Origin of the sequence: Geodermatophilus obscurus, from assembly GCF_900115395.1 — a bacterium.
Taxonomy (GTDB): domain Bacteria; phylum Actinomycetota; class Actinomycetes; order Mycobacteriales; family Geodermatophilaceae; genus Geodermatophilus; species Geodermatophilus obscurus_B.
The window spans coordinates 324,077-345,380 of sequence record NZ_FOWE01000005.1 but is presented as its reverse complement, the minus strand read 5'-3'; the positions used below and the strand labels follow the sequence as shown (position 1 = coordinate 345,380).

At 76.7% G+C, this 21,304-nt stretch carries 20 protein-coding genes and 1 riboswitch; of the genes, 6 read left to right on the top strand and 14 right to left on the bottom strand.

From position 1 onward, the window contains the following. Positions 1 to 28: 28 nt before the first annotated feature. On the bottom strand, positions 29 to 1,051 hold the full coding sequence (locus tag BM165_RS12265; RefSeq protein WP_075013806.1) for an ATP-dependent 6-phosphofructokinase: 1,023 nt from the start codon (positions 1,049 to 1,051) through the stop codon (positions 29 to 31). Between the two features lie 99 nt (positions 1,052 to 1,150). Between BM165_RS12265 and BM165_RS12260 the strand changes: the two genes are divergently transcribed. Further along, the gene (locus BM165_RS12260) at positions 1,151 to 1,546 is read left to right on the top strand and encodes a PaaI family thioesterase (RefSeq protein WP_244274186.1); all 396 of its coding nucleotides are present in this window, start codon (positions 1,151 to 1,153) and stop codon (positions 1,544 to 1,546) included. A 131-nt stretch (positions 1,547 to 1,677) separates the two neighbouring features. Then, complete coding sequence (locus tag BM165_RS12255; protein WP_075013804.1) at positions 1,678 to 3,807, top strand: methyl-accepting chemotaxis protein; 2,130 nt, start codon at positions 1,678 to 1,680, stop codon at positions 3,805 to 3,807. Positions 3,808 to 3,858: 51 nt separating this feature from the next. Here the strand turns inward: BM165_RS12255 and BM165_RS12250 are convergent, their stop codons facing one another. Both BM165_RS12250 and BM165_RS12245 read right to left on the bottom strand, forming a co-directional pair. Then, a complete protein-coding gene (locus BM165_RS12250) occupies positions 3,859 to 4,347 on the bottom strand; it encodes a polyadenylate-specific 3'-exoribonuclease AS (protein WP_075013899.1) in 489 nt (162 codons plus the stop codon). A 32-nt stretch (positions 4,348 to 4,379) separates the two neighbouring features. Next, positions 4,380 to 5,141: a lysophospholipid acyltransferase family protein gene (locus tag BM165_RS12245; protein WP_244274185.1), complete on the bottom strand. Its 762-nt coding sequence runs from the start codon at positions 5,139 to 5,141 to the stop codon at positions 4,380 to 4,382. A 169-nt stretch (positions 5,142 to 5,310) separates the two neighbouring features. Here BM165_RS12245 and BM165_RS12240 point away from each other — a divergent pair, with 169 nt between their 5' ends. Further along, positions 5,311 to 6,006 (top strand): hypothetical protein, encoded by a 696-nt coding sequence (locus tag BM165_RS12240; protein WP_075013803.1) that lies wholly within the window; start codon positions 5,311 to 5,313, stop codon positions 6,004 to 6,006. 9 nt (positions 6,007 to 6,015) lie between these two features. On the opposite strand, the gene BM165_RS12235 is transcribed toward BM165_RS12240, so the two are convergent. Genes BM165_RS12235 through BM165_RS12220 form a run of 4 tightly spaced genes read right to left on the bottom strand, consistent with a single transcriptional unit; the run spans position 6,016 to position 9,086 of the window. After that, positions 6,016 to 6,996: an ROK family glucokinase gene (locus BM165_RS12235; protein WP_075013802.1), complete on the bottom strand. Its 981-nt coding sequence runs from the start codon at positions 6,994 to 6,996 to the stop codon at positions 6,016 to 6,018. After that, a complete protein-coding gene (locus BM165_RS12230; RefSeq protein WP_075013801.1) occupies positions 6,997 to 7,389 on the bottom strand; it encodes a hypothetical protein in 393 nt (130 codons plus the stop codon). Further along, positions 7,382 to 8,650 carry an ArsA family ATPase gene (locus BM165_RS12225; RefSeq protein WP_075013800.1) on the bottom strand — a complete coding sequence of 423 codons (1,269 nt, stop codon included), beginning with the start codon at positions 8,648 to 8,650 and terminating at the stop codon, positions 7,382 to 7,384. Before BM165_RS12225 ends, BM165_RS12230 begins: the two co-directional genes overlap by 8 nt. Before the next feature lie 4 nt (positions 8,651 to 8,654). Continuing rightward, positions 8,655 to 9,086, bottom strand: a complete 432-nt coding sequence (locus BM165_RS12220; protein WP_075013799.1) for an SRPBCC family protein — start codon at positions 9,084 to 9,086, stop codon at positions 8,655 to 8,657. 153 nt (positions 9,087 to 9,239) lie between these two features. On the opposite strand from BM165_RS12220, the gene BM165_RS12215 reads away from it, so the two are divergent. Continuing rightward, positions 9,240 to 11,033, top strand: a complete 1,794-nt coding sequence (locus BM165_RS12215; RefSeq protein ID WP_075013798.1) for an AMP-dependent synthetase/ligase — start codon at positions 9,240 to 9,242, stop codon at positions 11,031 to 11,033. A gap of 57 nt (positions 11,034 to 11,090) precedes the next feature. Here BM165_RS12215 and BM165_RS12210 read toward each other — a convergent pair whose 3' ends face one another. The 5 genes from BM165_RS12210 to BM165_RS12190 all read right to left on the bottom strand — a co-directional run bounded on the left by BM165_RS12210 (position 11,091) and on the right by BM165_RS12190 (position 17,349). Then, positions 11,091 to 12,215 (bottom strand): glycosyltransferase family 4 protein, encoded by a 1,125-nt coding sequence (locus tag BM165_RS12210; RefSeq protein WP_075013797.1) that lies wholly within the window; start codon positions 12,213 to 12,215, stop codon positions 11,091 to 11,093. Then, complete coding sequence (locus tag BM165_RS12205; RefSeq protein WP_083427282.1) at positions 12,212 to 13,495, bottom strand: M48 family metalloprotease; 1,284 nt, start codon at positions 13,493 to 13,495, stop codon at positions 12,212 to 12,214. Before BM165_RS12205 ends, BM165_RS12210 begins: the two co-directional genes overlap by 4 nt. Positions 13,496 to 13,639: 144 nt before the next feature. Then, complete coding sequence (locus BM165_RS12200) at positions 13,640 to 14,755, bottom strand: C40 family peptidase (RefSeq protein ID WP_075013796.1); 1,116 nt, start codon at positions 14,753 to 14,755, stop codon at positions 13,640 to 13,642. Between the two features lie 80 nt (positions 14,756 to 14,835). Continuing rightward, a riboswitch (cyclic di-AMP (ydaO/yuaA leader) is annotated at positions 14,836 to 15,015 on the bottom strand. Positions 15,016 to 15,177: 162 nt separating this feature from the next. Beyond that, entirely contained in the window at positions 15,178 to 15,504 is a 327-nt protein-coding gene (locus BM165_RS12195) for a hypothetical protein (protein ID WP_075013795.1), read from the bottom strand. Between the two features lie 108 nt (positions 15,505 to 15,612). Next, positions 15,613 to 17,349 (bottom strand): D-alanyl-D-alanine carboxypeptidase family protein, encoded by a 1,737-nt coding sequence (locus BM165_RS12190; RefSeq protein WP_075013794.1) that lies wholly within the window; start codon positions 17,347 to 17,349, stop codon positions 15,613 to 15,615. A 186-nt stretch (positions 17,350 to 17,535) separates the two neighbouring features. Between BM165_RS12190 and BM165_RS12185 the strand changes: the two genes are divergently transcribed. Continuing rightward, entirely contained in the window at positions 17,536 to 19,434 is a 1,899-nt protein-coding gene (locus BM165_RS12185; RefSeq protein ID WP_083427280.1) for a DEDD exonuclease domain-containing protein, read from the top strand. A 40-nt stretch (positions 19,435 to 19,474) separates the two neighbouring features. Beyond that, entirely contained in the window at positions 19,475 to 19,762 is a 288-nt protein-coding gene (locus BM165_RS12180; RefSeq protein ID WP_075013793.1) for an Lrp/AsnC family transcriptional regulator, read from the top strand. On the opposite strand, the gene trpD is transcribed toward BM165_RS12180, so the two are convergent. Continuing rightward, a complete protein-coding gene (gene trpD, locus BM165_RS12175) occupies positions 19,759 to 20,817 on the bottom strand; it encodes an anthranilate phosphoribosyltransferase (RefSeq protein WP_075013792.1) in 1,059 nt (352 codons plus the stop codon). The two genes, BM165_RS12180 and trpD, sit on opposite strands and share 4 nt — an antisense overlap. Further along, the gene (locus tag BM165_RS12170) at positions 20,814 to 21,239 is read right to left on the bottom strand and encodes a hypothetical protein (protein ID WP_075013791.1); all 426 of its coding nucleotides are present in this window, start codon (positions 21,237 to 21,239) and stop codon (positions 20,814 to 20,816) included. Before BM165_RS12170 ends, trpD begins: the two co-directional genes overlap by 4 nt. Positions 21,240 to 21,304: the final 65 nt, after the last annotated feature.

The window sequence follows — 21,304 nt, the reverse complement described above, 5'->3', positions numbered from 1 at the left end:
GCCGGGGCAGCCGGTCCCCCGGAGTGCGTCAACCGAAGAAGACCTCGGCCTCGGCGTAGCGCTCCCGCGGCACCAGCTTCAGCTGCGCGGTCGCCTCGGCGATGGGCACCGGGACGACGTCGGTCCCGCGCAGCGCCACCATCACCCCGGACAGCCCGGCGTCGACGGCGTCGACGGCGGCCAGCCCGAAGCGGGTGGCGAGCACCCGGTCGAACGGCGAGGGCGTGCCGCCGCGCTGGACGTGCCCGAGCACCACCGCGCGGGACTCGCGGCCGGTGCGGGCCTCGAGCACGGCGGCCAGCGCCGCGCCGATCCCGCCGAGCCGCACGTGGCCGAACGCGTCGGTCTGGCCGGTGGAGGTGACCAGGCCGCCGTCGGCCGGACGCGCCCCCTCGGAGACGACGACGATCGGCGAGAACCCCGACTCGAAGCGGTGCAGGCAGTGCGCCACGACGCCGTCGACGTCGAACGGGTTCTCCGGGATGAGGATGACGTTCGCGCCCCCGGCCATGCCCGCGTGTAACGCGATCCAGCCGGCGTGCCGGCCCATCACCTCGACGACCAGGGTGCGGTGGTGGCTGTCGCCGGTGGTGTGCAGCCGGTCGATGGCCTCCATGGCGACGCCGACGGCGGTGTCGAAGCCGAACGTGTAGTCGGTGCCGTCGAGGTCGTTGTCGATGGTCTTGGGCACGCCCACCACCCGCAGGCCCTCGGCGGCCAGCTTCGCCGCCACGCCGAGGGTGTCCTCACCGCCCACGGGCACCAGGGCGTCGATCCGGTGCCGCTCGAGGGTGGCCAGCATCCGGCCCGGCCCGTCCTCGACGGCGTAGGGGTTGGTGCGCGAGGTGCCGAGCACCGTGCCGCCCCGCGGCAGGAGCCCCCGCACGGCGGCCACGTCCAGCACGACGGAGTCGTCGTCGAGCAGCCCCCGCCAGCCGTCGCGGAAGCCGACCACCTCGTCCCCGGCCGCCGTCGCCTTGCGCACGACGGCGCGGATGACGGCGTTGAGACCGGGGCAGTCCCCTCCGCCGGTCAGGATCCCGATGCGCATGACGCCTCCGTCCGGGGGGAACCGCAGCTCACGACCGATCCTGCCGCAGCGGACGTGACGATGGTCACCATAGGCGCTCGGACACGACACGATCGGACCGTGTACCCCGCCGACCTGCTCGCGCAGATGCCCTTCGCCGTCCTCGCCGGGGTGGAGCTCGGCTCCGCCACCGCCGGGGAGGTGACCGGGCGGCTGCCGTGGGCGCCGCAGCGCTGCACCGCCGGCGGCGTGCTGCACGGCGGGGCGCTGATGACGCTGGCCGACACCGTCGGTGCGGTGTGCGCCTTCCTCAACCTCCCGCCGGACGCCTCGACGTCGACCCTCGCCTCGGCCACCTCCCTGCTGCGGGCGGTCCGCGGGGGCACCGCGCACGCCACCGCCCGACCGCTGCACGTGGGCCGCTCGACCGTGGTCGTGCTCACCGAGGTCACCGACGACGACGGCCGCCCGGTCGCCTCGGTCACCCAGACGCAGGCGGTGCTCGGCCGCGGCTGATCCCGGGGCGGTCGCGCGGCGTCCCACCCGTCCCAGGAGCCCCACCTGCCGGCGTTGCGGTACAGGTGCGCTCCCTCCCTGCCGACCCTGCGGCTCGACGCCGGGGGGACATCCCGGCCGGAGGGGGCGACGTGCGCAGGCTCGGGCAGTGGGGCATCCGGACGAAGGTGGTCGCGCTGGCCGTCGCCAGCGTCGCCGTGACGGGCGGGGCGATGGCGGGGGTGAGCGCCTGGCAGAGCGCCCGCTTCGCCGATGCGGCCCGCGACGACGTCGAGGCCCTGGTCGACGCCGACATCGCCCGCACCGCCGACGGCGTGCACGACGTGATCGCCACCCAGGGGGCCTCGATCTCGGCGAAGGTGGACGCCGACCTCGCGACCGCGCGCTTCGTCCTGGCCCAGTCGGGGGGCTTCGGCACCGCCGGCCCGCGCGAGGGGCTGGTCCGGTGGGAGGCGAAGAACCAGTTCTCCGGCGAGGTGACGCCGCTGGAGCTGCCCCGGGCGCTCGTCGGGGGGACCTGGTTCGGGCAGAACGCCGACCTGTCGGTGCCCACCCCGGTGGTCGACCAGATCAAGTCGATGGTCGGGGCCACCGTGACCGTCTTCCAGCGCACCGGCCCGGCCGGCGACATGCTGCGGGTGGCGACCAACGTGGAGAGCGCGGCCGGCACCCGCGCCATCGGCACCTACATCCCGGCCACCAACCCCGACGGCCGGCCGAACCCGGTGCTCGCCCAGGTGCTCGCCGGGCAGACCTACCGCGGCAACGCCTTCGTCGTCGACTCCTGGTACGTCTCGGCCTACGACCCCATCCTCGACGCGTCCGGCCAGGTGGTGGGCATCCTCTACGTCGGCGTGAAGCAGCAGAGCCAGCCGGCGCTGCGCGAGAGCCTCGAGCAGACCGCGGTGGGTGAGCACGGCTTCGTCGAGGTGCTCGGCGGTACCCGTGACCAGCGCGGCACGGTCCTGGTGAGCCCGGGCGGCGCGCGCGACGGCGAGGCGCTGATCGACGCCACCGACGCGGACGGCGTGCCGTACGTGCAGCGGATCGTCGACGCCGCGGTCGAGCTGGAGCCCGGCGAGCAGGCCACCGTCCGCTACGTCGACCCCGACGCGGGCCCGACGACCGCGCAGGTCATGTACTACGCCCCCTGGGACTGGGTGATCACCGTCGTCGCCCGAGACGCCGACTTCGCCGGCCCGGTCGAGCAGCTCGCCGAGGGACGCATGGCGATGCTCACGGCGATCGTCGTCGCCGTCCTGCTGGTCGCCGCCGCCGGCGGTGGGGTGGCCTGGGTCGTCGGCCGGCGGCTGACGGCCCCGCTGGAGCAGCTCGGTGCCCGCATGGCCGAGATCGCCGACGGCGAGGGCGACCTCACCCAGCGGATGCAGGTCACCGGCGACGACGAGGTCGGCCGGCTGTCGGCGGCGTTCAACCGGTTCGTCGAGAAGGTCGCCGGCACGGTGCGCGACATCGGCGGCTGCGCCTCCCGGGTCGCCGTCTCCGCCTCCGGCGTGGCCGCAGCCGCCGACGGGCTGGCCGGCCGGGCCGCCCGCAGCGCCGAGCAGGCCCGGGCCGCCCACACCGTGGCCAGCGACATCAGCGCCAGCGTGTCCGCCGCGGCCGCCGGCGCCGAGGAGATGGGCCTGTCGATCTCCGACATCGCCCGCAGCGCCGCCGAGGCCGCGCAGGTGGGCCGTCAGGCCGCCGACCTGGCGCGGCGGACCGAGGGGGCGATCTCCGCGCTGGGCACCAGCTCCGCCGAGATCGGCGACGTCGTACGGGTCATCGCCGCCGTCGCCGAGCAGACCAACCTGCTGGCGCTGAACGCGACCATCGAGGCCGCGCGCGCCGGCGAGGCGGGCAAGGGCTTCGCCGTCGTCGCCAACGAGGTCAAGGAGCTCGCCCAGGAGGCCGCCCGGGCCAGCGACGACATCACCCGGCGGGTGGGGGCGATCCAGGCCGACACCGAGGCCGCCGTCGGCTCGATCAGCCGCATCGCCGAGGTCGTGCACGCGATGAACGACCACCAGCTCACCATCGCCAGCGCGGTCGACCAGCAGTCGGCGACCACCCGCGAGCTGACCCGCAGCGTGGCCGCGGCCGCCGAGGGCGCCGGCTCGGTGTCGACCACCCTGACGACGGTGAGCGCCGACGCCCGCGACAGCGCCTCCGACGTCGACCGGGCGCGCACCGCCGCCCTGGAGCTCGACGGGCTGTCCCGCGAGCTGACCCGGCTGCTCGGCGTCTTCACCGTCTAGCCGTGCACCTCCGCGCAGGTGCACGCCCGGAGGTAGCCCGGGACCGGCTGCTCAGCGGTCCCGGGCGGCCTCCATCGCCCGCCAGCGGGCGAGGTTGTAGCGGGCGTCGACGAGCGCGTCGTGGGTGCCCGCGGGCTTGGGCGGCAGCTCGGGCCGGCCGACGTCGTCCCACCGCTGCCGCAGCTCCCGGGTGAAGCGCGGCACCGCGCGCGGCAGCGCGGTCATCGGGCCCCACAGCTGGGCGAGGGCCACGTGGTCGTAGGCGGCGAACCACGCCCACAGCTCGACCTCCTCACCGGGGCCGGTGAGGAAGGCCAGCAGGTCGTCGCGGATGCGCTGCCGGCTGCGCCAGGCCCGGTCGGCCGGCGGCGGCAGCTGGTCGAGCACGTTGCGACGCACCCACGGGATCGCCCGGCGCTCGTCGAACTCCGTGCTGACGGCGTAGAACTCGCGCCCGGTCTCGTCGACGACGCCGATCGAGACGAGGTCGATCGTCGTCCCGTCCTCGATGAACTCGGTGTCGTAGAAGAACCGCCGCACGGCGTCCACCGTAGGTGGGCCCGGTCGGCTCCCTAGCCGGCGAGCGTGTCCGGCGCCCGGTCACCGGCCTCGTCGACCGGCGGCTCGAGCCGGCTGACGACGTCGGAGGCGCTGGCGCCGGTGGCGTCCATCCGCTTCTTCACCGTGGCGCCGTAGACGTCGACGTACTCCTGGCCCGACAGCGTCATGATCTCGTACATGATCTCGTCGGTGATCGACCGCTCGACGAAGCGGTCGCCGGCCAGCCCCTCGTAGCGGGAGAAGTCCAGCGGCTCACCGAAGCGCACGTGCACCTTGACCAGCTTCCTGCCGAACGGGATGCGCCGCGGCGTGTAGGTCACCGCCAGCGGGATCACCGGGACGCCGGTCTCCAGCGCCATCCGCGCCACGCCGGTCTTGCCGCGGTAGAGGCGCCCGTCGGGCGAGCGCGTGCCCTCGGGGTAGATGCCCAGCATCCGGCCCTGCTCGAGCATCTGGATGCCGGTGCGGATGGCCCCCTCGGCGGCGGTGGCGCTGGAGCGGTCGATGGGCACCTGCCCCGCACCGGTGAAGAACGCCCGCCGGAGCCGGCCCTTCAGCCCCGTGCCGGTGAAGTACTCCGCCTTGGCCAGGAAGGTCACCCGGCGGCGCAGGCACATCGGCATGAAGATCCAGTCGGAGGCCGCGAGGTGGTTGCTCGCGAGGATCGCCGCGCCGTCGGCGGGCACGTGCTCCCGGCCCTCCGCGCGAGGCCGGAACACCAGCTTCGCGAGCGGGCCGATCGCCACGTACTTGAGGAACCAGTAGAACAACACGCCTCCCTGTGGAACTGCCAGACTAGGGAGCCGGGGCCCCGAGGGACAATCGGCCCCGCTCCCCGCGCGTCGGCCGGCCCATCCCCCGCTCGTCGCCCGGCGTCCACCCGCCGTCCACCCCGCCGTCCGCCCAGGAGGACCTCGTGGCCGCACAGCCCACCCCGGCGCCGTGACCGGGCCGCGACGCGGGCGCGGCCGCCGCGACAACGGCCTGGACGCGCCCCTGTGGGCACCCGTGCGCGACGTCGACCCGCGGGTCGGCGAGCACCTGCTCGACGTCCTGCGCGAGGCCGGCATCGCCGCCTACCTGGAACCGGCCGCCGACGTCGGCCCCTACACCCGCACCGTCTTCCTCCCCAGCCCGCCCGCCGACCGGCTCTTCGTCGACCGCGCCCGGCTGCCGGAGGGCCGCTCGCTGGTCGACCGGCACGCCGACGAGCACGCACCCGCCGGGGGCCCGCCGGCCGAGCGCCGCGCCACCCGGGCCGACCTCGACGAGGACGCGGAGTGGGCGCGGATCGTGGCCGCCTACGAGGCCGAGCACGGCCGCACCGTCGTCGAGGACGCCGCGCCGGCGCCGGTCACCGCACCGGTCGAGGAGGACGACGAGGAGGACCTCCTCCCCGAGGAGCACTACGAGCCGCCGCCGGCGCCGCCGGTCCCACTGCCGTCGCCGTCGACGTTGTACGCCGTGCTGCTGGCCGCGGCCGGCGTCGCGCTGGTCGGCGCGCCGGGCTTCCTGGGCCTGACCACCGACACCGGCCTGGTGCTGGGCGTGGCGGCGCTGGTGGGCAGTGCCGCGCTGTTCCTGTCCCGGATGCGCGACCGCTCCACCGACGACGGCGACGACGGCGCCGTCGTCTAGTCGTGGCCCTCAGGCCGGGGCGGTCCTCGCCAGGTCCGCGGCGCCGACCAGGCCGGCCTGCGCGCCGAGCTCGGCGGCGACCACCCGCGGCCCGGGCCGGAACCCGCGGCCGGGCAGCACCCGCTCCAGCCGCTCCCGCGCCGGCCGCAGCACCATCTCGCCCAGCACGCTGACCCCGCCGCCGATCACGACGACGTCGGGGTCGAGGACCGCGGCCAGGTCGGCGATGCCCTGGCCCAGCCACTCGCCGACGTCGGTGACCAGCGACTGCGCCACCGGGTCGCCGTCGGCCGCGGCGCGCGCGACGTCCTCGCCGGTCAGCCGGGACGGGTCGCCGTCGACCCGGTCCAGCAGCCGCGCCGCGGCGGCCGGCGAGCGGGTGGCCACCTCGCGGGCGGTCGTGGCCAGCGCGCTGCCACTGGCGTACTGCTCCCAGCAGCCGCGGTTGCCGCACGGGCACAGCCGTCCGTCGGGGACGACCCGCATGTGGCCCCACTCCCCCGCGACGCCGTGCGCGCCGCGCTGCAGCCGCCCCTCGGCGACGATCCCGCCGCCGATGCCGGTGCCGAGGGTGACGCACAGGGCCAGGTCGCTGCCCCGCGCGGCGCCGAAGCGGTACTCGGCCCAGGCCGCGGCGTCGGCGTCGTTGCCCACCCACACCGGCCGGTGCAGCCGCGCGGCGAGGTCGCGCCGCAGCGAGGTGTGCCGCCAGGCCAGGTGGGGGCTGAACAGCACGACGTCACCGGTGCGGTCGAACCAGCCTGCCGCACCGACGCCCACCGCGGCGAGGTCTCCCCCGTGCCACACGGCGAGCTCCTCGACCACCCCGGCGATCGCGGTCTCGGTCTCGGCGACCGAGGCGGTCGGCGTCGAGCGGCGCGCCGTCGCCAGCACCGTGCCGTCGGCCGCGACGACCCCGCCGGCGACCTTGGTGCCGCCGACGTCGACACCCAGGGCCGGCAGCCCCGCCGTGCCGTCCCCCGGAGCCACTCAGGCGATCTCGATGTGCTGGACCGGCGCGGGCGGCGGGGCGGGCGGGCTCGCGGCCGTCTCGTCCTCCGTGGCCGCGGGGGCCGCCGGGTCCGGTCCCGCGGCGTCGGCGGCGGCGGCGGCGAAGGCCCGCAGCGCGGTGGCGGCGCTGGTGAGGGCGTCGGCGAGGGCCTCGCTGACCTCGGGACGGCGCGCGACCGCCGCGAGCTGGCACACCGGGCACCACCGGCAGTCCCCGCCGGGCACGTGGTCCCCGGCGGGGCCCCCGCCGTGCGCGTCGGTCCCCGCCTGCGTGAACACCGCCTGCCCGAGCACCGCCTGTCCGAGACCGGTCTCCCCCAGGCCCGCGACCAGCCGGCGGGCCTGCTCGACCCAGTCGGTCCCCTCAGCCACCGTGCGTCCTCCTGTTCCCTCCGCCGTGCCCGGCGGTGTCCCCGCCGGGGTCCCCCGGACCGTCCGTCGAGCCGTCCGTCGAGCCGTCCGTCGAGCCGTCCGTCGAGCCGTCGCCCGCGGCGGCCGCCAGCAGGTCCGCCGGCCAGAGCCGGGCGTCCGGCGCGAAGCCGACCTCCAGGCGCGCGCCGGTGGTGCCGGGGTCGACGAGGTTGCCCGAGGTCACCAGGCACCGGCGCAGCAGGGGGTCCAGGCGCAGCGACCGGCGCGCACCGGCCGCGGTCAGCACCAGGTCGTCCTCCCAGCGGGTCAGCGTGACGTCCTCCCGCTCGGCGAACGGCAGCGGCAGGACGAGCCGCCAGCCGCCGTCGACCCGCTCCGGCGCGGGCGCCGCCGCCGGCTCCGCGCCCGGGCCGGGCAGGTCCGGTAGCAGCGCGGCCAGCGCGTCGGCACCGGCGGGGGTCGTGGCGGACTCGACGGCGGTCGTCACCGCGGCCACCTCGCTGAGCTCCCCCAGCGCCGCCTCCTGCTCGGCCGCGCGGGCGGCCCACCAGTCGCCGCTGCCCGCGCCGGGCGGCAGGACGCGAGCGACGACGCCCACCGGCCGTTGCCCGTGGACGGCCAGCGCGGTGGTGGCGGCACGGAGGGTGCCGGCGACCCCGGCCCGGGGCACGGCGACCAGGCGGACGGCGGTGACGGCGGGATCGGTGAGCTGGAGGCGGCCGAGCAGCTCCTCCAGCGCCGGGACGGCGGCCAGGGCCACGTCGACGGCGCCCCGGCGCACGGTCCCGGCGCGGACGGCGGCGGTGCGGACGGCGCCCAGCATCCGCAGCCGCGTGGGCAGCACCTGCTCCAGCCACCAGCGCAGCGCACCGGGCAGCCCGACGAGTGCGGTCGCCGCCGCGAGGGGCCCGGCGTCGAGGACGACGAGGTCGGCCGGTTCCCGTGCGGCCCGGCCCAGCGCCGCGAGCAGCGCGAGCTCCGCGGCGCCGGGCAGCGGCACCAGCGAGGTGGCGGGGGGCAGCGCGAGGTCGGGGACGGCGGCGGACAGCTGAGCGCCCCAATGGGCCCACGCCCGCTCCAGCTCGGCACGGGGGTCGGGCCGCACGAGCACGAGGCCGTCCTCGCCGGCCACCCCGGCCGGGGGCGGCCCGCCGGTCACCAGCTGCACGCGCCGCCCGGACCGCGCCGCGCGGACCGCGGCGGCCGCGGCGACCGTCGTCGTCCCGGCCCCACCGGGACCGGTGAACAGGAGGGTGTGCACGGGCTCAGCCCTCGACGCGCTTCTTGAGCTCCTTGAGCGCGGTGTCGAGGATGACCTTCTCCGCCCGGCGCTTGAGCATCCCGATCATCGGCACCGCCATGTCGACGGTGAGCCGGTAGGTGACCTCGGTGCCGCCGTCGGTGCCGGACAGGGTGTAGGACCCCTCCTGCCGCTTCATGATCTTGCTCTGCACCAGCGTCCAGGACACCCGCCGGTCGTCGTCCCACGTGTAGTCGAGGACGTACTCGTCGGTGAGGACGGTGGCGTCGATGACGAAGCGCACACGGCGGGCCCGGCCGTCGGGGCCGGCCTCCAGCACCTCGACGGTGCGGGCCGCCTTCACCCACTGCGGATAGGCCGCGAAGTCGGCGATCACCCCCATGACGTCGGCCGCCGGAGCGGAGACGACGATCGACTGGGTGGACTGCTCGGCCATGGGGGAAGGCTAGCCGTTGCCGTTCCCCCTGCTGGGCGACCGCCCGGGGACGGCTACTGCTGGGTAGCCCCAGCCGGTAGATTCGCCGGGACGTGTCCCGCCGCGGGACCGCGGGCACCGGCGCCCCGGCCGAGCGGGGAGGAAGGACCGAGCGTGCGCGAGTACAGCGTCCCGGCGACGACCGAGGTGAAGCCCGATGCGGCCCTCACCGACATGCTGACCGAGAACGTCACCCAGCACGGCGACGACGTCGGCCTGCGCCGGCAACGGGACGGCCGCTGGGAGGACGTCACCTGGCGCGAGTTCGGCGAGCAGGTGGCCGGCGTGGCCAAGGGCCTCGTCGCCGCCGGCGTCCGGCCCGGTGACCGGGTCGCCCTGCAGGCCAAGACCCGTTACGAGTGGCCCCTGCTCGACTTCGCCATCTGGACGGCGGGCGCGGTCACCGTCCCGGTCTACGAGACCTCCAGCACCGACCAGGTGGCCTGGATCCTCGCCGACTCCGGCGCCGTCGCCGCGATCGTGGAGCGCGCCGAGCACGCCGCCGCCGTCGACTCGGTGCGCGACCAGGCCCCCGACCTCGGACCGCTCTACGTGATCGAGGACGACGCCGTCGGCACCCTCGTCGCCGCGGGCGAGGGTGTCCCCGACAGCGAGCTGGCCGACCGCCGGGCGACGCTGGACGCCGACAGCCTGGCCACGCTGATCTACACCTCGGGCACCACCGGCCGGCCCAAGGGCTGCGAGCTGACGCACGGCAACCTGCTGTTCGAGATCGACAACGGCATGACCCTGCTCGACCGGTTCCTCGGCGAGGACGGCTCGGTGCTGCTGTTCATCCCGCTGGCGCACGTGCTCGCCCGCGTCCTGCAGATCGGCGCGGTCAAGACGCGCACGGTCACCGGCCACACGCCCGACGTGAAGAACCTGCTGGAGGACCTGGGCGGCTTCCAGCCGTCGTTCGTCCTGGCCGTGCCGCGCGTCTTCGAGAAGGTCTACAACTCCGCCAAGGCGAAGGCCGAGGCCGACGGCAAGGGCGGCATCTTCGACCGCGCGGCCAGGGTCGCCATCGACTGGTCGCGCGCCCAGGACACCGGCGGCGCCGGCCTGGGCCTGCGGATCCAGCACGCGTTGTTCGACCGGCTGGTCTACGGCAAGCTGCGCGCCGCCCTCGGCGGGCGCTGCCAGGGCGCCATCTCCGGCGGCGCCCCGCTCGGCGAGCGCCTCGGGCACTTCTTCCGGGGCATCGGCGTCACCGTCTACGAGGGCTACGGCCTGACCGAGACGACGGCGGCCGCCTCGGTGAACCACGACGGGGCGCTGCGCATCGGCACCGTCGGCCGGCCGCTCCCCGGCGTGGGCTTCCGCATCGCCGACGACGGCGAGATCCTCATCCGCGGCGGCGTGGTCATGCGCGGCTACTGGAAGAACGAGCAGGCCACCGCGGAGGCCATCGACCCCGAGGGCTGGTTCCACACCGGCGACATCGGCGAGATCGACGCCGACGGCTTCCTGCGCATCACCGGGCGCAAGAAGGAGATCCTGGTGACCGCCGGCGGCAAGAACGTCGCCCCCGCGGTCCTCGAGGACCGGCTGCGCGCGCACCGCCTGGTCAGCCAGTGCATCGTCGTCGGCGACGCGCGGCCCTACATCGCCGCGCTCGTCACCCTCGACGTCGAGGCGCTGCCGCTGTGGCTGGAGTCGAAGGGCAAGCCCGCCGACACCCCGCTGGCGGAGCTCGTCGACGACCCGGACGTCAGGGCCGAGCTCGACGCCGCAGTGGCCGAGGCGAACAAGGCCGTCTCGCAGGCCGAGGCGATCAAGAGGTACCGGGTCCTCGCCACCGACTTCACCGAGGACAACGGGATGCTGACGCCGAGCCTCAAGCTCAAGCGCGCGGTGGTCGTCAAGGAGTTCGGCTCCGAGGTCGAGGCCATGTACGCCCGCTAGTCCGCACCTCCGGTCGCCGAGCCCCGTCCCGCCTCGCGGGGCGGGGCTCGGCGCGGGTCAGGGCTCGAGCAGGCCGGCGAAGGTGTCGGCGATCGTGGTCCACGACCAGCGCTGCTCGACCCAGGCCCGGCCGGCCGCGCCCATCGCGCGGGCCCGGGCGGGGTCGTCGAGCAGGGCGGTGACGGCGGCCGACACAGCCTCCGGTGAGCGCGGGTCACCGACGACCGTGCCGGTCTCGCCGTCGCGGACCGCCTCGGGCGCACCGCCCGACGTGCCAGCGACGACCGGCAGCCCGCAGGCCGCTGCCTCCAGGTAGACCATGCCCAGCCCCTCGACGTCGAGACCGCCCCGGCGGGTGCGGCAGGGCATGGCGAACACGTCACCGGCGGCGTAGTACGCCGGCAGGTGCGCCGGTGCCACCGGCCCGGCGAAGACGACCGAGGACCCCAGTCCGGCCGCGGCCACCGACCGCCGCAGCCGGGCCTCGTCGGGACCTCCGCCGACCAGCAGCAGCCGGGCGCCGGGGTGGCGGTCGAGCACCCGCGGCCAGCCCGCCACCAGCACGTCCTGGCCCTTGCGGGGCACCAGCCGCGACACGCAGACCACCACCGGGCCCTCGCCCAGGCCGTGGCGGCGGCGGACCGGGACGCAGTCGGCGGCCGGGGTGAAGCGGTCGACGTCGACGCCGGGCGACAGCTGTGCCAGCCGGGTCCGCCCGCCCAGCGCCGGCTCCAGGCGGCTGCGCGTGTAGTCGCTGATGTAGGTCAGCACGTCCAGGCCGCCGGCGATGCGCCGCATCACCTGCCGGGCGCCCGGCAACGCCACCCAGCCGGTCTCGTGCCCGTGCGTGGCACCCACCAGGTGCCAGACCCCGGCGGCCCGCAGCCCGGGTGCCAGCAGGCCGAGCGGGGCGGCCGCGCCGAAGAAGGCGGTGTCGCAGCGGTGCTCGGCAGCCAGCCGGACGGCGGCGCGTGCGGTGGCCGGGGTCGGCAGCAGCACCGGTGTGCGCTGCCGGACGACCCGGTAGGGCAGGGCGGCGTCGTACCGCTCCCAGCCCGGGGAGCGGGAGGCCAGGACGACCAGCGAGTCGGGTGGCCGCCGGTCGAGCAGCGCGGCGACGAAGGTCTGGATGCCGCCCTGCCGCGGCGGGAAGTCGTTGGTGACGACGAGCGTGCGGGTCACCGCTCGCCCAGCTGCAGCCAGTCCTCCGCCATCGCGACCCGCTGCGCGGCCGTCGGGTGCGAGCCGAAGAACCACTGCCACGCCGCCGGCGGGCTCGGGTCGGACACGTTGGTCCGCGCCAGCCGCTGCTGCATCGCGACGAACGCCCGCGGGTCGGCGGTGAGGTCGAGGGCGAACAGGTCGGCCCGCGCCTCCACGTGCCGCGACACCAGGTTCTGCACCGGTGTGCCTGCCAGCGTGCCGAGGGCGGCCAGGAGGAGCACCAGCGGCACGACGCGGGGGTCGCCCGCCGAGTCGGCGCCCGCCCGGCGCAGCAGCGGCGCCCAGGACAGCAGCCACCCCAGCAGCGCCACGGCACCGGCGGCCCCGAGCGCGCCGAGCAGCGTCCCGGTCAGGACGTCGTCGGTGGCCACGTGGCCGAGCTCGTGCGCCACGATCGACTCGATCTCCTCGTCGGGCACCTCCTGCAGCAGCGTGTCGTAGAGGACCACCCGGCGCGTGGAGCCGAACCCGGAGACGTAGGCGTTGAGCGCCGTCGTCCGGCGCGAGGCGTCGGAGACGAGCACGTCCTCGACCGGGTTCCCGCTCTCCTCGGCCAGCGCCAGCACGTCCGTGCGCAGCTGACCGGCCGGCAGCGACTCGAAGCGGTTGAAGGCCGGCTCGATGACCAGGGGGTAGAGGAAGGAGCCGGCCACCACCAGGGCAGCCGCACCGGCCGCCGCCCACGCCCACCAGGTGCGCGGCGCGCGGCGGGCCAGGGCCACCAGCACCAGCAGGACCAGCGCGGTGAGGGCGGCGTCGATGGCGGTGGAGACGGCGACGTCGCGCAGCCACAGCGGCCAGGAACGGGTGGACAGGCCGTAGCGGTGCCGGACCACCTCGCCGTAGGCCGACAGCGGCAGCGTGACCAGCCGGCCGACGACCACGAGGGCGAGCGTGCCGAGCAGCACCGTGAGCGGCCGGCGGCCGCCGGCGGGCCGGCCCGCCGCCGTGACCAGCCGGCTGCCCCAGCGGGTCAGCCCCAGCAGCGCTGAGACGGCGAGCCCGAGCAGCAGGCCGGCGAGGGACGCGGGCCGGATGTCGGCGGCGAACGCCTCGGCCCGGCGGACGACCTCGGCGGGCAGACCCGCGTCGTCGCTGAGGGGGGTCCCGCCGCCGGGCGGTGCGGGCAGCACCGTCCATGGCGTCCGGACGGCGACGACCACCACGAACGCCGCACCCAGCACGACCGCGGTCAGGAGAGCGATCCGGCGGGCGCCGTCCCGTCCCGCCGAGCTCACCCGGCCGATCCTAGGCGGCCCGGTCCGCTCCCCGGCTCCCCGTCCCGGGGACGCGATGAGGGCCGGCGACCTCCTGGAGGTCACCGGCCCTCGAGCCGTGTCGGCACGGCCTCTGCGGCGGGGCCGGCCGAGCGGGCGGTGGCGTTACGCGATGCGGCGCATGGCGGTGATCCCGCCCATCGAGTCGACCGGCACCACCTTGACCGGGGAGCCGGAGGTGGAGGCGTGCACCATCTGGCCGTCGCCGATGTACATCGACACGTGGCTGACCGGGCTGTAGTAGAAGATCAGGTCACCCGGCTGCAGCTGGGACCGGGAGACGGCGCTGCCCAGCTGCGACTGCATCCGGCTCGAGTGCGGCAAGCTGATCCCGGCGGCCGCGTAGGCGTACTGGGTCAGACCCGAGCAGTCGAAGGCGTTCGGGCCGCCGGCACCCCACACGTAGGGGTCACCGACCTGCGCCAGCGCCGTCTGCACCGCCGCCTGCGCCGCGCCGCTGCCCCCGCCCGCGGGAGCCGGCGCCGCCGCGGCGGCCGCGGCCTGCGGGGCGGGCGCCGGTCCCGCTGCCGGTGCGCTCTCACCGACCGCGCCGGCGGCGGCGGCCTCGGCGGCCTCCCCGGCCTCCTGCGCGGCCAGCGCCGCCTGTCGCTGCGCCTCGGTCAGCGCGTCGAACTGGGCCCGGTAGTCGGCGATGTCGTCCTCGAGCTGCGCCTCCTGGGCGCTCAGCTCCTCCAGCGTCGCCTCGGCCTCGGCCTCGGCGGCGTCGGCCTCGGCCTGCGCCCGCTGGGCGGCCGCGGCGGCCTCGCCCACCTCGGCGAGCACGCCGGTGGTGTGCGCGGCGATGTGGTCGAGGGTGGCCAGCGAGCTGACGAACTCGTCGGCGGACTCGCTGGTCATCAGCAGGTCCAGCCCGGCGAAGGTGTCGTCGCCGCTGGTGTAGGCGGTGCGCGCGACCTGGCGGATCTGCCCGTCGAGGTCCCGCAGCTGGTCCTGCGCCTCGGCGAGGGCGCGGTCGGCGGCCTCGGCGGCGGCCTCCTGCCGAGACAGGACCTCGCGGGCCTCGTTGACCTGCTCGCTGACCGCCTCGAGCCGGCGTCCGGCGTCGGCGGCGAGCTGGGCGGCCTGCTCGGGGCTGGTGGCCCGCTCGGGGTCGGCGACCGCGGTGCCGGGCAGGAGGGCCACGGTCAGGGCGGCGGCGGTGCCGGCCAGGGCGACCCGGCCGAGGAGGCGGCGTCGCGAGGGGCGGTGCGGGCCCGCCACGCGGGCCGCCGGGGAGGTGGACTGTGCGCGGGCATGCCCCAGGGAGGGGCGGGGGGTCGCCACGGGCGGCGGCTCTCCGTTTCTTCCTCAGCTACCGCCTACCGAGTTAGCTGACGGGTTCGGGCTGGGAAGACATGCCCTATCTGGCGGGCACCGGCGGACCGGTACCCGCGAGAACTCACCCCAGTGCTGCGGTGGGTCCCCGGCTCACCTCGCGCACACCCGCTGGGCGGCGTCCGGTGACTCGGCGGTGACCGGCCGAGGTCACCTCGCGTCGGGTGACGACCTCCCGGCCGGACGCGGTCACAGTACGGAGGTGGACAGGTCGTGACAAACGAGGGCCCTGCCGACTGTGAGAATGTGCACGTTCAGCAGCCGCGCCACTCCGGTCCGTACCCGGTGCCGGGCGTCCGGACGGGGCGTCAGCCGGTCCGGCGCCGTCCGCCGGGGCGCCCGTCGCCCGCCGGCCGGTGCCGCAGCGGGGGGACCAGACCGCCCTCGGCGAGGGCTCGCACCGCGCGCCGCTCGACGTCGTCGAGCTCCACCACGACGCCCGGTCGCGGGGCGGCGGCGCCCTCCCCTCCGTGTGCTGAGGCCGCTCCGGACCGGCGGGCGGCCGGGACGGCAGGCACCGGCAGCAGCACGGGCCGGGTGCCCCGCTCCGCCGGCGGCGCACCCAGCAGGACGGTGACGACGCAGTCGGTACAGCCGGTGCCGCGCACCGTGCAGGTGTCGCAGTCGATGAGCATGGCGGTGTCCCTCCGGTGCCCGGACCGCCCGCCCGGGAGGGCTCGCGGCCGGGACGGTCTCCCAGTCGGTCGGCCCGCACGCTAGGGACGGCCACCGACAGTCCCGGGTCAGCCGCCCGCGTACTCCCAGTGCCAGGGCTCCTCGCGGCCGTTGCCCGGGTCGGCCCAGGTGGGGTGCAGCCAGCCGAAGCGCCCGGCGTTGGCGACCATCCAGGTGTACTCGCGGGTGCCGAACGTCTGGACGCCGCCGCAGAGGTCGACCGCCAGACCCCAGCCGTGGTTGCTGGTGCCGGGCACGGCGGCCAGCGCCGGCTTCTCGCCGTAGAGGCGCACCTGGCCGGCGTAGGTCCGGTAGGAGTCGGTGATGCAGAGCGGCTCCCCCAGCTCCGCGGCGAACGCCGCGCTCATCGCCCGGTAGGCCGCGGCGGCGTCGCAGCGCAGCGCGTGGCTCCCCTCCCCCAGCGGGCACAGCGCGCTCGGCGGGATGAGCCCGTTGGGGTAGCCGCCCCAGGACCGGCCCCCGACGGAGCTCGGTGGGTACACCGTGTTGCCGCACTCCACCCGCAGGGCCCCGTCGACGGGACCCGGCGGGGGCACCTCCGCGCGCGGGCCGAGCGCCGGCCGGCCGACGTGCAGCACCTGGTCGGCCGGCAGGCGGCGGACGACGACCGCGCCGGCCCGCCCGTCGGCGGCCAGCATCGTCTCCCGGTCCAGTGCGATGCCGACGTGGCCCAGCCCGGACTCGGGGGTCCCGAGGAACACCAGGTCACCGGGCAGGACGTCGGCCGGGTCGACCGGCGCCGTGACGGCGAACAGCCCGGCCTGGTCGGCCGGCAGGTCGATGCCCGCGGCGCCGTAGACGGTGGAGACCAGGGACCCGCAGTCCCACGAGTCCGGCCCGGCCGTCCCGGGCGCGTAGGGCCTGCCCAGCGCCTCCATCGCGGCGGTGACGGCGGCCACCGTCTCGGCCGGCAGCACCAGCAGCGACGTGGGCTCGCGGGGGAACTGGGCGACGCCGGGCTGGGCACCCCCGGCGGTGGCCCCGACCGGCACCAGGCCCTCCGGCAGAGCGGCTACCGGGTCGAGCAGCGCCGACGCCGGCGGTGACACCACCCCCGCCGCGACGAGCTGGCCGAGGTGGGCGCGCCAGTTGGCCGCCGTCTGCCGGTTGACGTCGACCTGCTGCTGCTGGAGGTCGGCCAGCTGCCGGTCGACGTCCCCGAGCGCCGCGTCGAGCTCCTCGGTGACCGCGGCCGCGGTGGCCTTCAGCTCGGCGACCTGCGCGGCCACCGCCCCGGCCCGCTCCCGCGCGGTGGCGAGCGCGGCCTCGGCGGCCGCCCGGTCGCCCAGCGCGGCCCGGCGCTGCTCCTCGGCCGCGGCGAGCACCGCGGCGGTGTGGTCGTCGACGGCGTCGAGGTACCCGAGGGCGGCGGCGAGGTCGCCGGGGTCCCCGCCGGAGAGCAGCACGGACAGGGGCGAGAACGCGCCACCGTCGCGGTAGGCCGCCGAGGCGTAGCGCGCGACCTCGTCCTGGTGCTCCGCCAGCTCGCCCTCGGCCTCGTCGACGACGGCCCGCGCGGCGTCGGCCTCGGCCTGCGCACCGGTCAGCGCCCGCTGCACGGCGACCACCTCGGCCTGCCGCTGCCGCAGGTCGGCCTGCACCTCGGCGGCACGCTCCTGCAGGCGGTCGAGGGCCTCGCTGTCCAGGACGCCGCTGGTGCCGCCGGGCTGGTCGCTGGGCTCGGCGGACGCCGGGCCGGCCAGGGGCAGGACGACGAGGAGCGAGACGGCGACCAGCAGGGGCGCGGCGCGGCGCCACGGGCGCCACCGTGAACGCGCGCGCATCGGACCACCCCCGCCGGACCGGACCCCCGGTCCGCCCGGGGATCGTCGTCCGCGCCGCGCCGCGCCCGCAACCGGTACGGGCGCGGGTCCTCCTCCCGGGCCGGGGCGGCGGCGCGTCGCGGCGCGGCGCGCCGACGCGGCGGCCCGCCTCCCGGGACTGTCCGACCCCCGGCCTACCGTCCCGCCGTGCTCTTCCCCGCGAGTGACGCCGGGTCCCGGCGTCCGCGACACGAGCAGGCACCCGCCCACGGCGACCGCCCGCTCCCCCGCACCCGTACCGCCGGCCACGGGCCGGGCCCGCACGAGCCGGGCACCCACGAACCGGTCCCCTACGTCCAGGGCACGATCGACGAGCTCGGCACGCCGCTGGCCGGCGTCACCTTCGTCGTCGTCGACCTCGAGACCACCGGGGGCTCGCCCAAGGACTGCGCGATCACCGAGATCGGCGCCGTCAGGGTCCGCGGCGGGGAGGTGCTCGGCGAGTTCCAGACGCTGGTCGACCCCGGGTGCGAGGTGCCGCCCTACATCAGCGTGCTCACCGGCATCACGACGGCGATGGTGGCCACCGCCCCGCGCATCGACGCCGTCATGCCGGCGTTCCTGGAGTTCGCCCGCGGCGCCGTCCTGGTGGCGCACAACGCCCCCTTCGACCTCGGTTTCCTCAAGGCCGCCTGCGAGCAGACCGGCACGGCGTGGCCGGCGGCCGCCTCCGTCGACACCGCCGTCCTCGCCCGCCGACTGCTCTCCCGCGACGAGGTGCCCAACTGCAAGCTGGCCACCCTCGCGCCGTTCTTCTCCGCCACGACGTCGCCGTGCCACCGCGCCCTCGACGACGCCCGTGCCACCGTCGACGTCCTCCACGGCCTGTTCGAGCGGCTCGGCCCGCTCGGCGTGACGTCGCTGGAGGAGCTCGCCGGCCTGACCCGCCAGGTGGACCCCGAGCGCCGCCGCAAGCGCCACCTCGCCGAGTCGGTCCCGCACGGCCCCGGCGTCTACGTCTTCCGCGGGCCGCGCGACGAGCCGCTGTACGTGGGCACCAGCAACGACCTGCGCACCCGCGTGCGCAGCTACTTCACCTCCAGCGAGCAGCGCAGCCGGATGACCGAGATGGTCGCCCTGGCGCAGCGGGTCGACGCCGTCCCGTGCGCGCACGACCTCGAGGCCGCCGTCCGGGAGCTGCGGCTGATCGCCGAGCACAAGCCGCGCTACAACCGCCGCTCCCGCTTCCCCGAGCGGGCGCTGTGGCTGCGACTGACCGAGGAGCCGTTCCCGCGGCTGTCGGCGGTGCGGCGGGTGCGCCCGGAGGCCGGCGTCTTCCTCGGCCCCTTCGCCGACCGGCGGGCCGCCGACATGGCGATGGCGGCGATCCACGAGTCCCTGCCGCTGCGGCAGTGCACGTCGCGGCTGTCCCCGCGGATCGTCACAGCGGCCTGTGCGCTGTTCGGGATGGGCCGCTGCGGCGGACCGTGCACGGGCGCCCAGTCGGTCGAGGAGTACGCCGTGGTCGCCGAGGTTCTGCGCGGCGCGGTGGCCGGCGACCCGCGGGCGCTGGTCGAGCCGCTGCTGGACCGCGTCGACCGGCTGGCGGCCGAGGAGCGCTACGAGGACGCCGCGGTGCTGCGCGACCGGGTCGCCGTGCTCGTGCGCGCCGTCCGCCGCCGGCAGCGGCTGGAGACCCTGGCCGCCGTCCCCGAGTTCGTGCTCGCCCGGCCCGACGGCGACGGCGGCTGGCACCTGACGGTCGTGCGCCGCGGCCGGCTGGTGTCGGCGGGCTGCGCGCCGCTCGGCACCTCGGTGCGCGACACCCTCGTCGGCCTGCGGGCCACGGCCGAGACCGTCCCGGGTCCCGACGGCGGGCTCGCGGCGTCGGTCGACGAGACCGAGCTGGTGCTGCGCTGGATGGAGAAGCCGGGCACCCGGCTGGTCGAGGTCGACGGCACGCTGGCCTGCGCGGCTCCGGGCACCGGGGGCTTCAGCGACTTCCTCGCTCGGGTGGACGCCGGCCGGGCGCTGCGCGACCCGTTCGCCGACGGCCGCCGGCTCGGCACCCGCGCCCGCCCGGAGCGGGTGGTCGCGGGCCGGTGACGCCCGGCGGGCCCCGGGCGCCGCGGATAGCATCCCGGGCGTGATCACCGCCATCGTGATGATCGACGCCGCCACCGACGCGATCCCCGAGGTGGCGGCCGCCATCGCCGACCTCGACGGCGTCAGCGAGGTCTACTCGACCGCCGGGGAGGTCGACCTCATCGCCGTCGTGCGGGTCCGCGAGTTCGACCAGGTCGCCGAGGTGATCGCCGGCCGCATCAACAAGGTGGCCGGTGTGCTGGAGACCGAGACGCACATCGCCTTCCGGGCCTACTCGCGGCACGACCTCGAGGCCGCCTTCTCGCTGGGCCTGGGGCCGGGCGACTAGGCCCCGGCAGCCGCCCGGCTGACCTCGACCCAGCGGTCGAGCAGCGCGGCGGCGCGGCCGTCGTCGACCGCGGCCGCGGCGCGCTCCAGCCCGTCCGCGAGCCCGGCGGTCAGGTCCCCGCCCCGGTTGTCGAAGGCGGTCAGCGCCGCGGCGGCGTTGAGCAGGACGGCGTCGCGCACGGCCCCGCGCTCGCCCCCGACCACCCGCCGGAAGACGTCGGCGTTGTGCGCCGGGTCGCCACCGCGGAGCGCGTCGGGGCCGGCGGGGGCGATGCCCAGCTCGGCCGGGTCGACCACGCCCGCGGTGACCGCGCCCCCGCGCGCCACCCACACCCGCGACGTCGTGGCGGTCGTCAGCTCGTCGAGGCCGTCGTCGCCGCGGAAGACCAGCGCGCGGTCGCCCCGCGCCGCGACCACCTCGGCCAGCACCGGCGCCATCCGCGGGTCGGCGCACCCGATCGCCGCGGCAACCGGCCGGGCCGGGTTGGTGAGCGGGCCGAGGAAGTTGAACACCGTGCCGATGCCCATCTCCCGCCGTGGGGCCGCGGTGTGCCGGTAGCCCGGGTGGAAGACCGGGGCGAAGAAGAAGCCGATGCCGGCCTCCTGCACGCAGCGGGCCACGGCGGCGGCGGGCAGGTCGATGACGACGCCCAGGGCCTCGAGCACGTCCGCGGCGCCGGACGAGGAGGAGGCGGCGCGGTTGCCGTGCTTGGCGACCGGGACGCCCGCGGCCGCGGTCACGACGGCGGCCATCGTCGAGATGTTGACGGTGTGCGCTCCATCACCACCGGTGCCGACGACGTCGACGGTCGCCAGGGGGAGCTCCACCGGCGTCGCCCGCTCGAGCATCGTGGCGGCGAGCCCGGACACCTCGGCCGGCGCCTCGCCCTTGGCGCGCAGGGCCACGGCGAAGCCGGCGATCTGGGCGGGCGTCGCCTCGCCGGTCATGACCTCGCGCATCGCCCACGCGGTCTCGTCGGCGCCGAGGTCCTCGCCGGCCAGCAGGCGCGTCAGCAGGCCGGGCCACGTGGGTCCGGCCGCGGGGCGGGTGGTCACCGGCGGGCGGGACGGCGCAGCGGGCCGCGGGCGGCGTGCTCGCGCAGCAGCCCGGCGACGACCTGCGAGGCGGTCAGCGGGTCGATCGGCAGGGCCAGCGTGCCGTCAGCCTGCGACCAGTGGGCCAGCCAGCGGTCGGGCTGGCGGGCGATGAGGACGCAGATCGCCGGCCGGTCGGCGACCTCGACCACCAGCTGCCGCGACAGCGCGAGCCCGCCGGTCGGCTGCGCCTCGCCGTCGAGGACGACCAGGTCCACACCGCCGCCGTCGACGGTGTCGACGACGTCCTGGCCGGTGGTGCACTCGATCCAGGTGAGGGGTCCGACGTCGGGTGCCGGCCGGCGTCCGACGGCGGTGCGGACGGCCTCGCGGACCTCGGGCCGGGAGCTGTAGACCAGGACGGTCGCGGGCGCGTCGCTCACGTCCGGCAGCCTAGTGCCCGCCCCCGTCCCGTCCCCGGGACGCGACGCCCGTCCGGGGGACGGTC

Bases quoted from the DNA above. Each gene is read 5' to 3' on its own strand.
- BM165_RS12265 (WP_075013806.1), bottom strand. From the start codon at position 1,051: ATGCGCATCGGGATCCTGACCGGCGGAGGGGACTGCCCCGGTCTCAAC.
- BM165_RS12220 (WP_075013799.1), bottom strand. From the start codon at position 9,086: ATGGCCGAGCAGTCCACCCAGTCGATCGTCGTCTCCGCTCCGGCGGCC.
- BM165_RS12195 (WP_075013795.1), bottom strand. From the start codon at position 15,504: ATGCTCATCGACTGCGACACCTGCACGGTGCGCGGCACCGGCTGTACC.
- BM165_RS12190 (WP_075013794.1), bottom strand. From the start codon at position 17,349: ATGCGCGCGCGTTCACGGTGGCGCCCGTGGCGCCGCGCCGCGCCCCTG.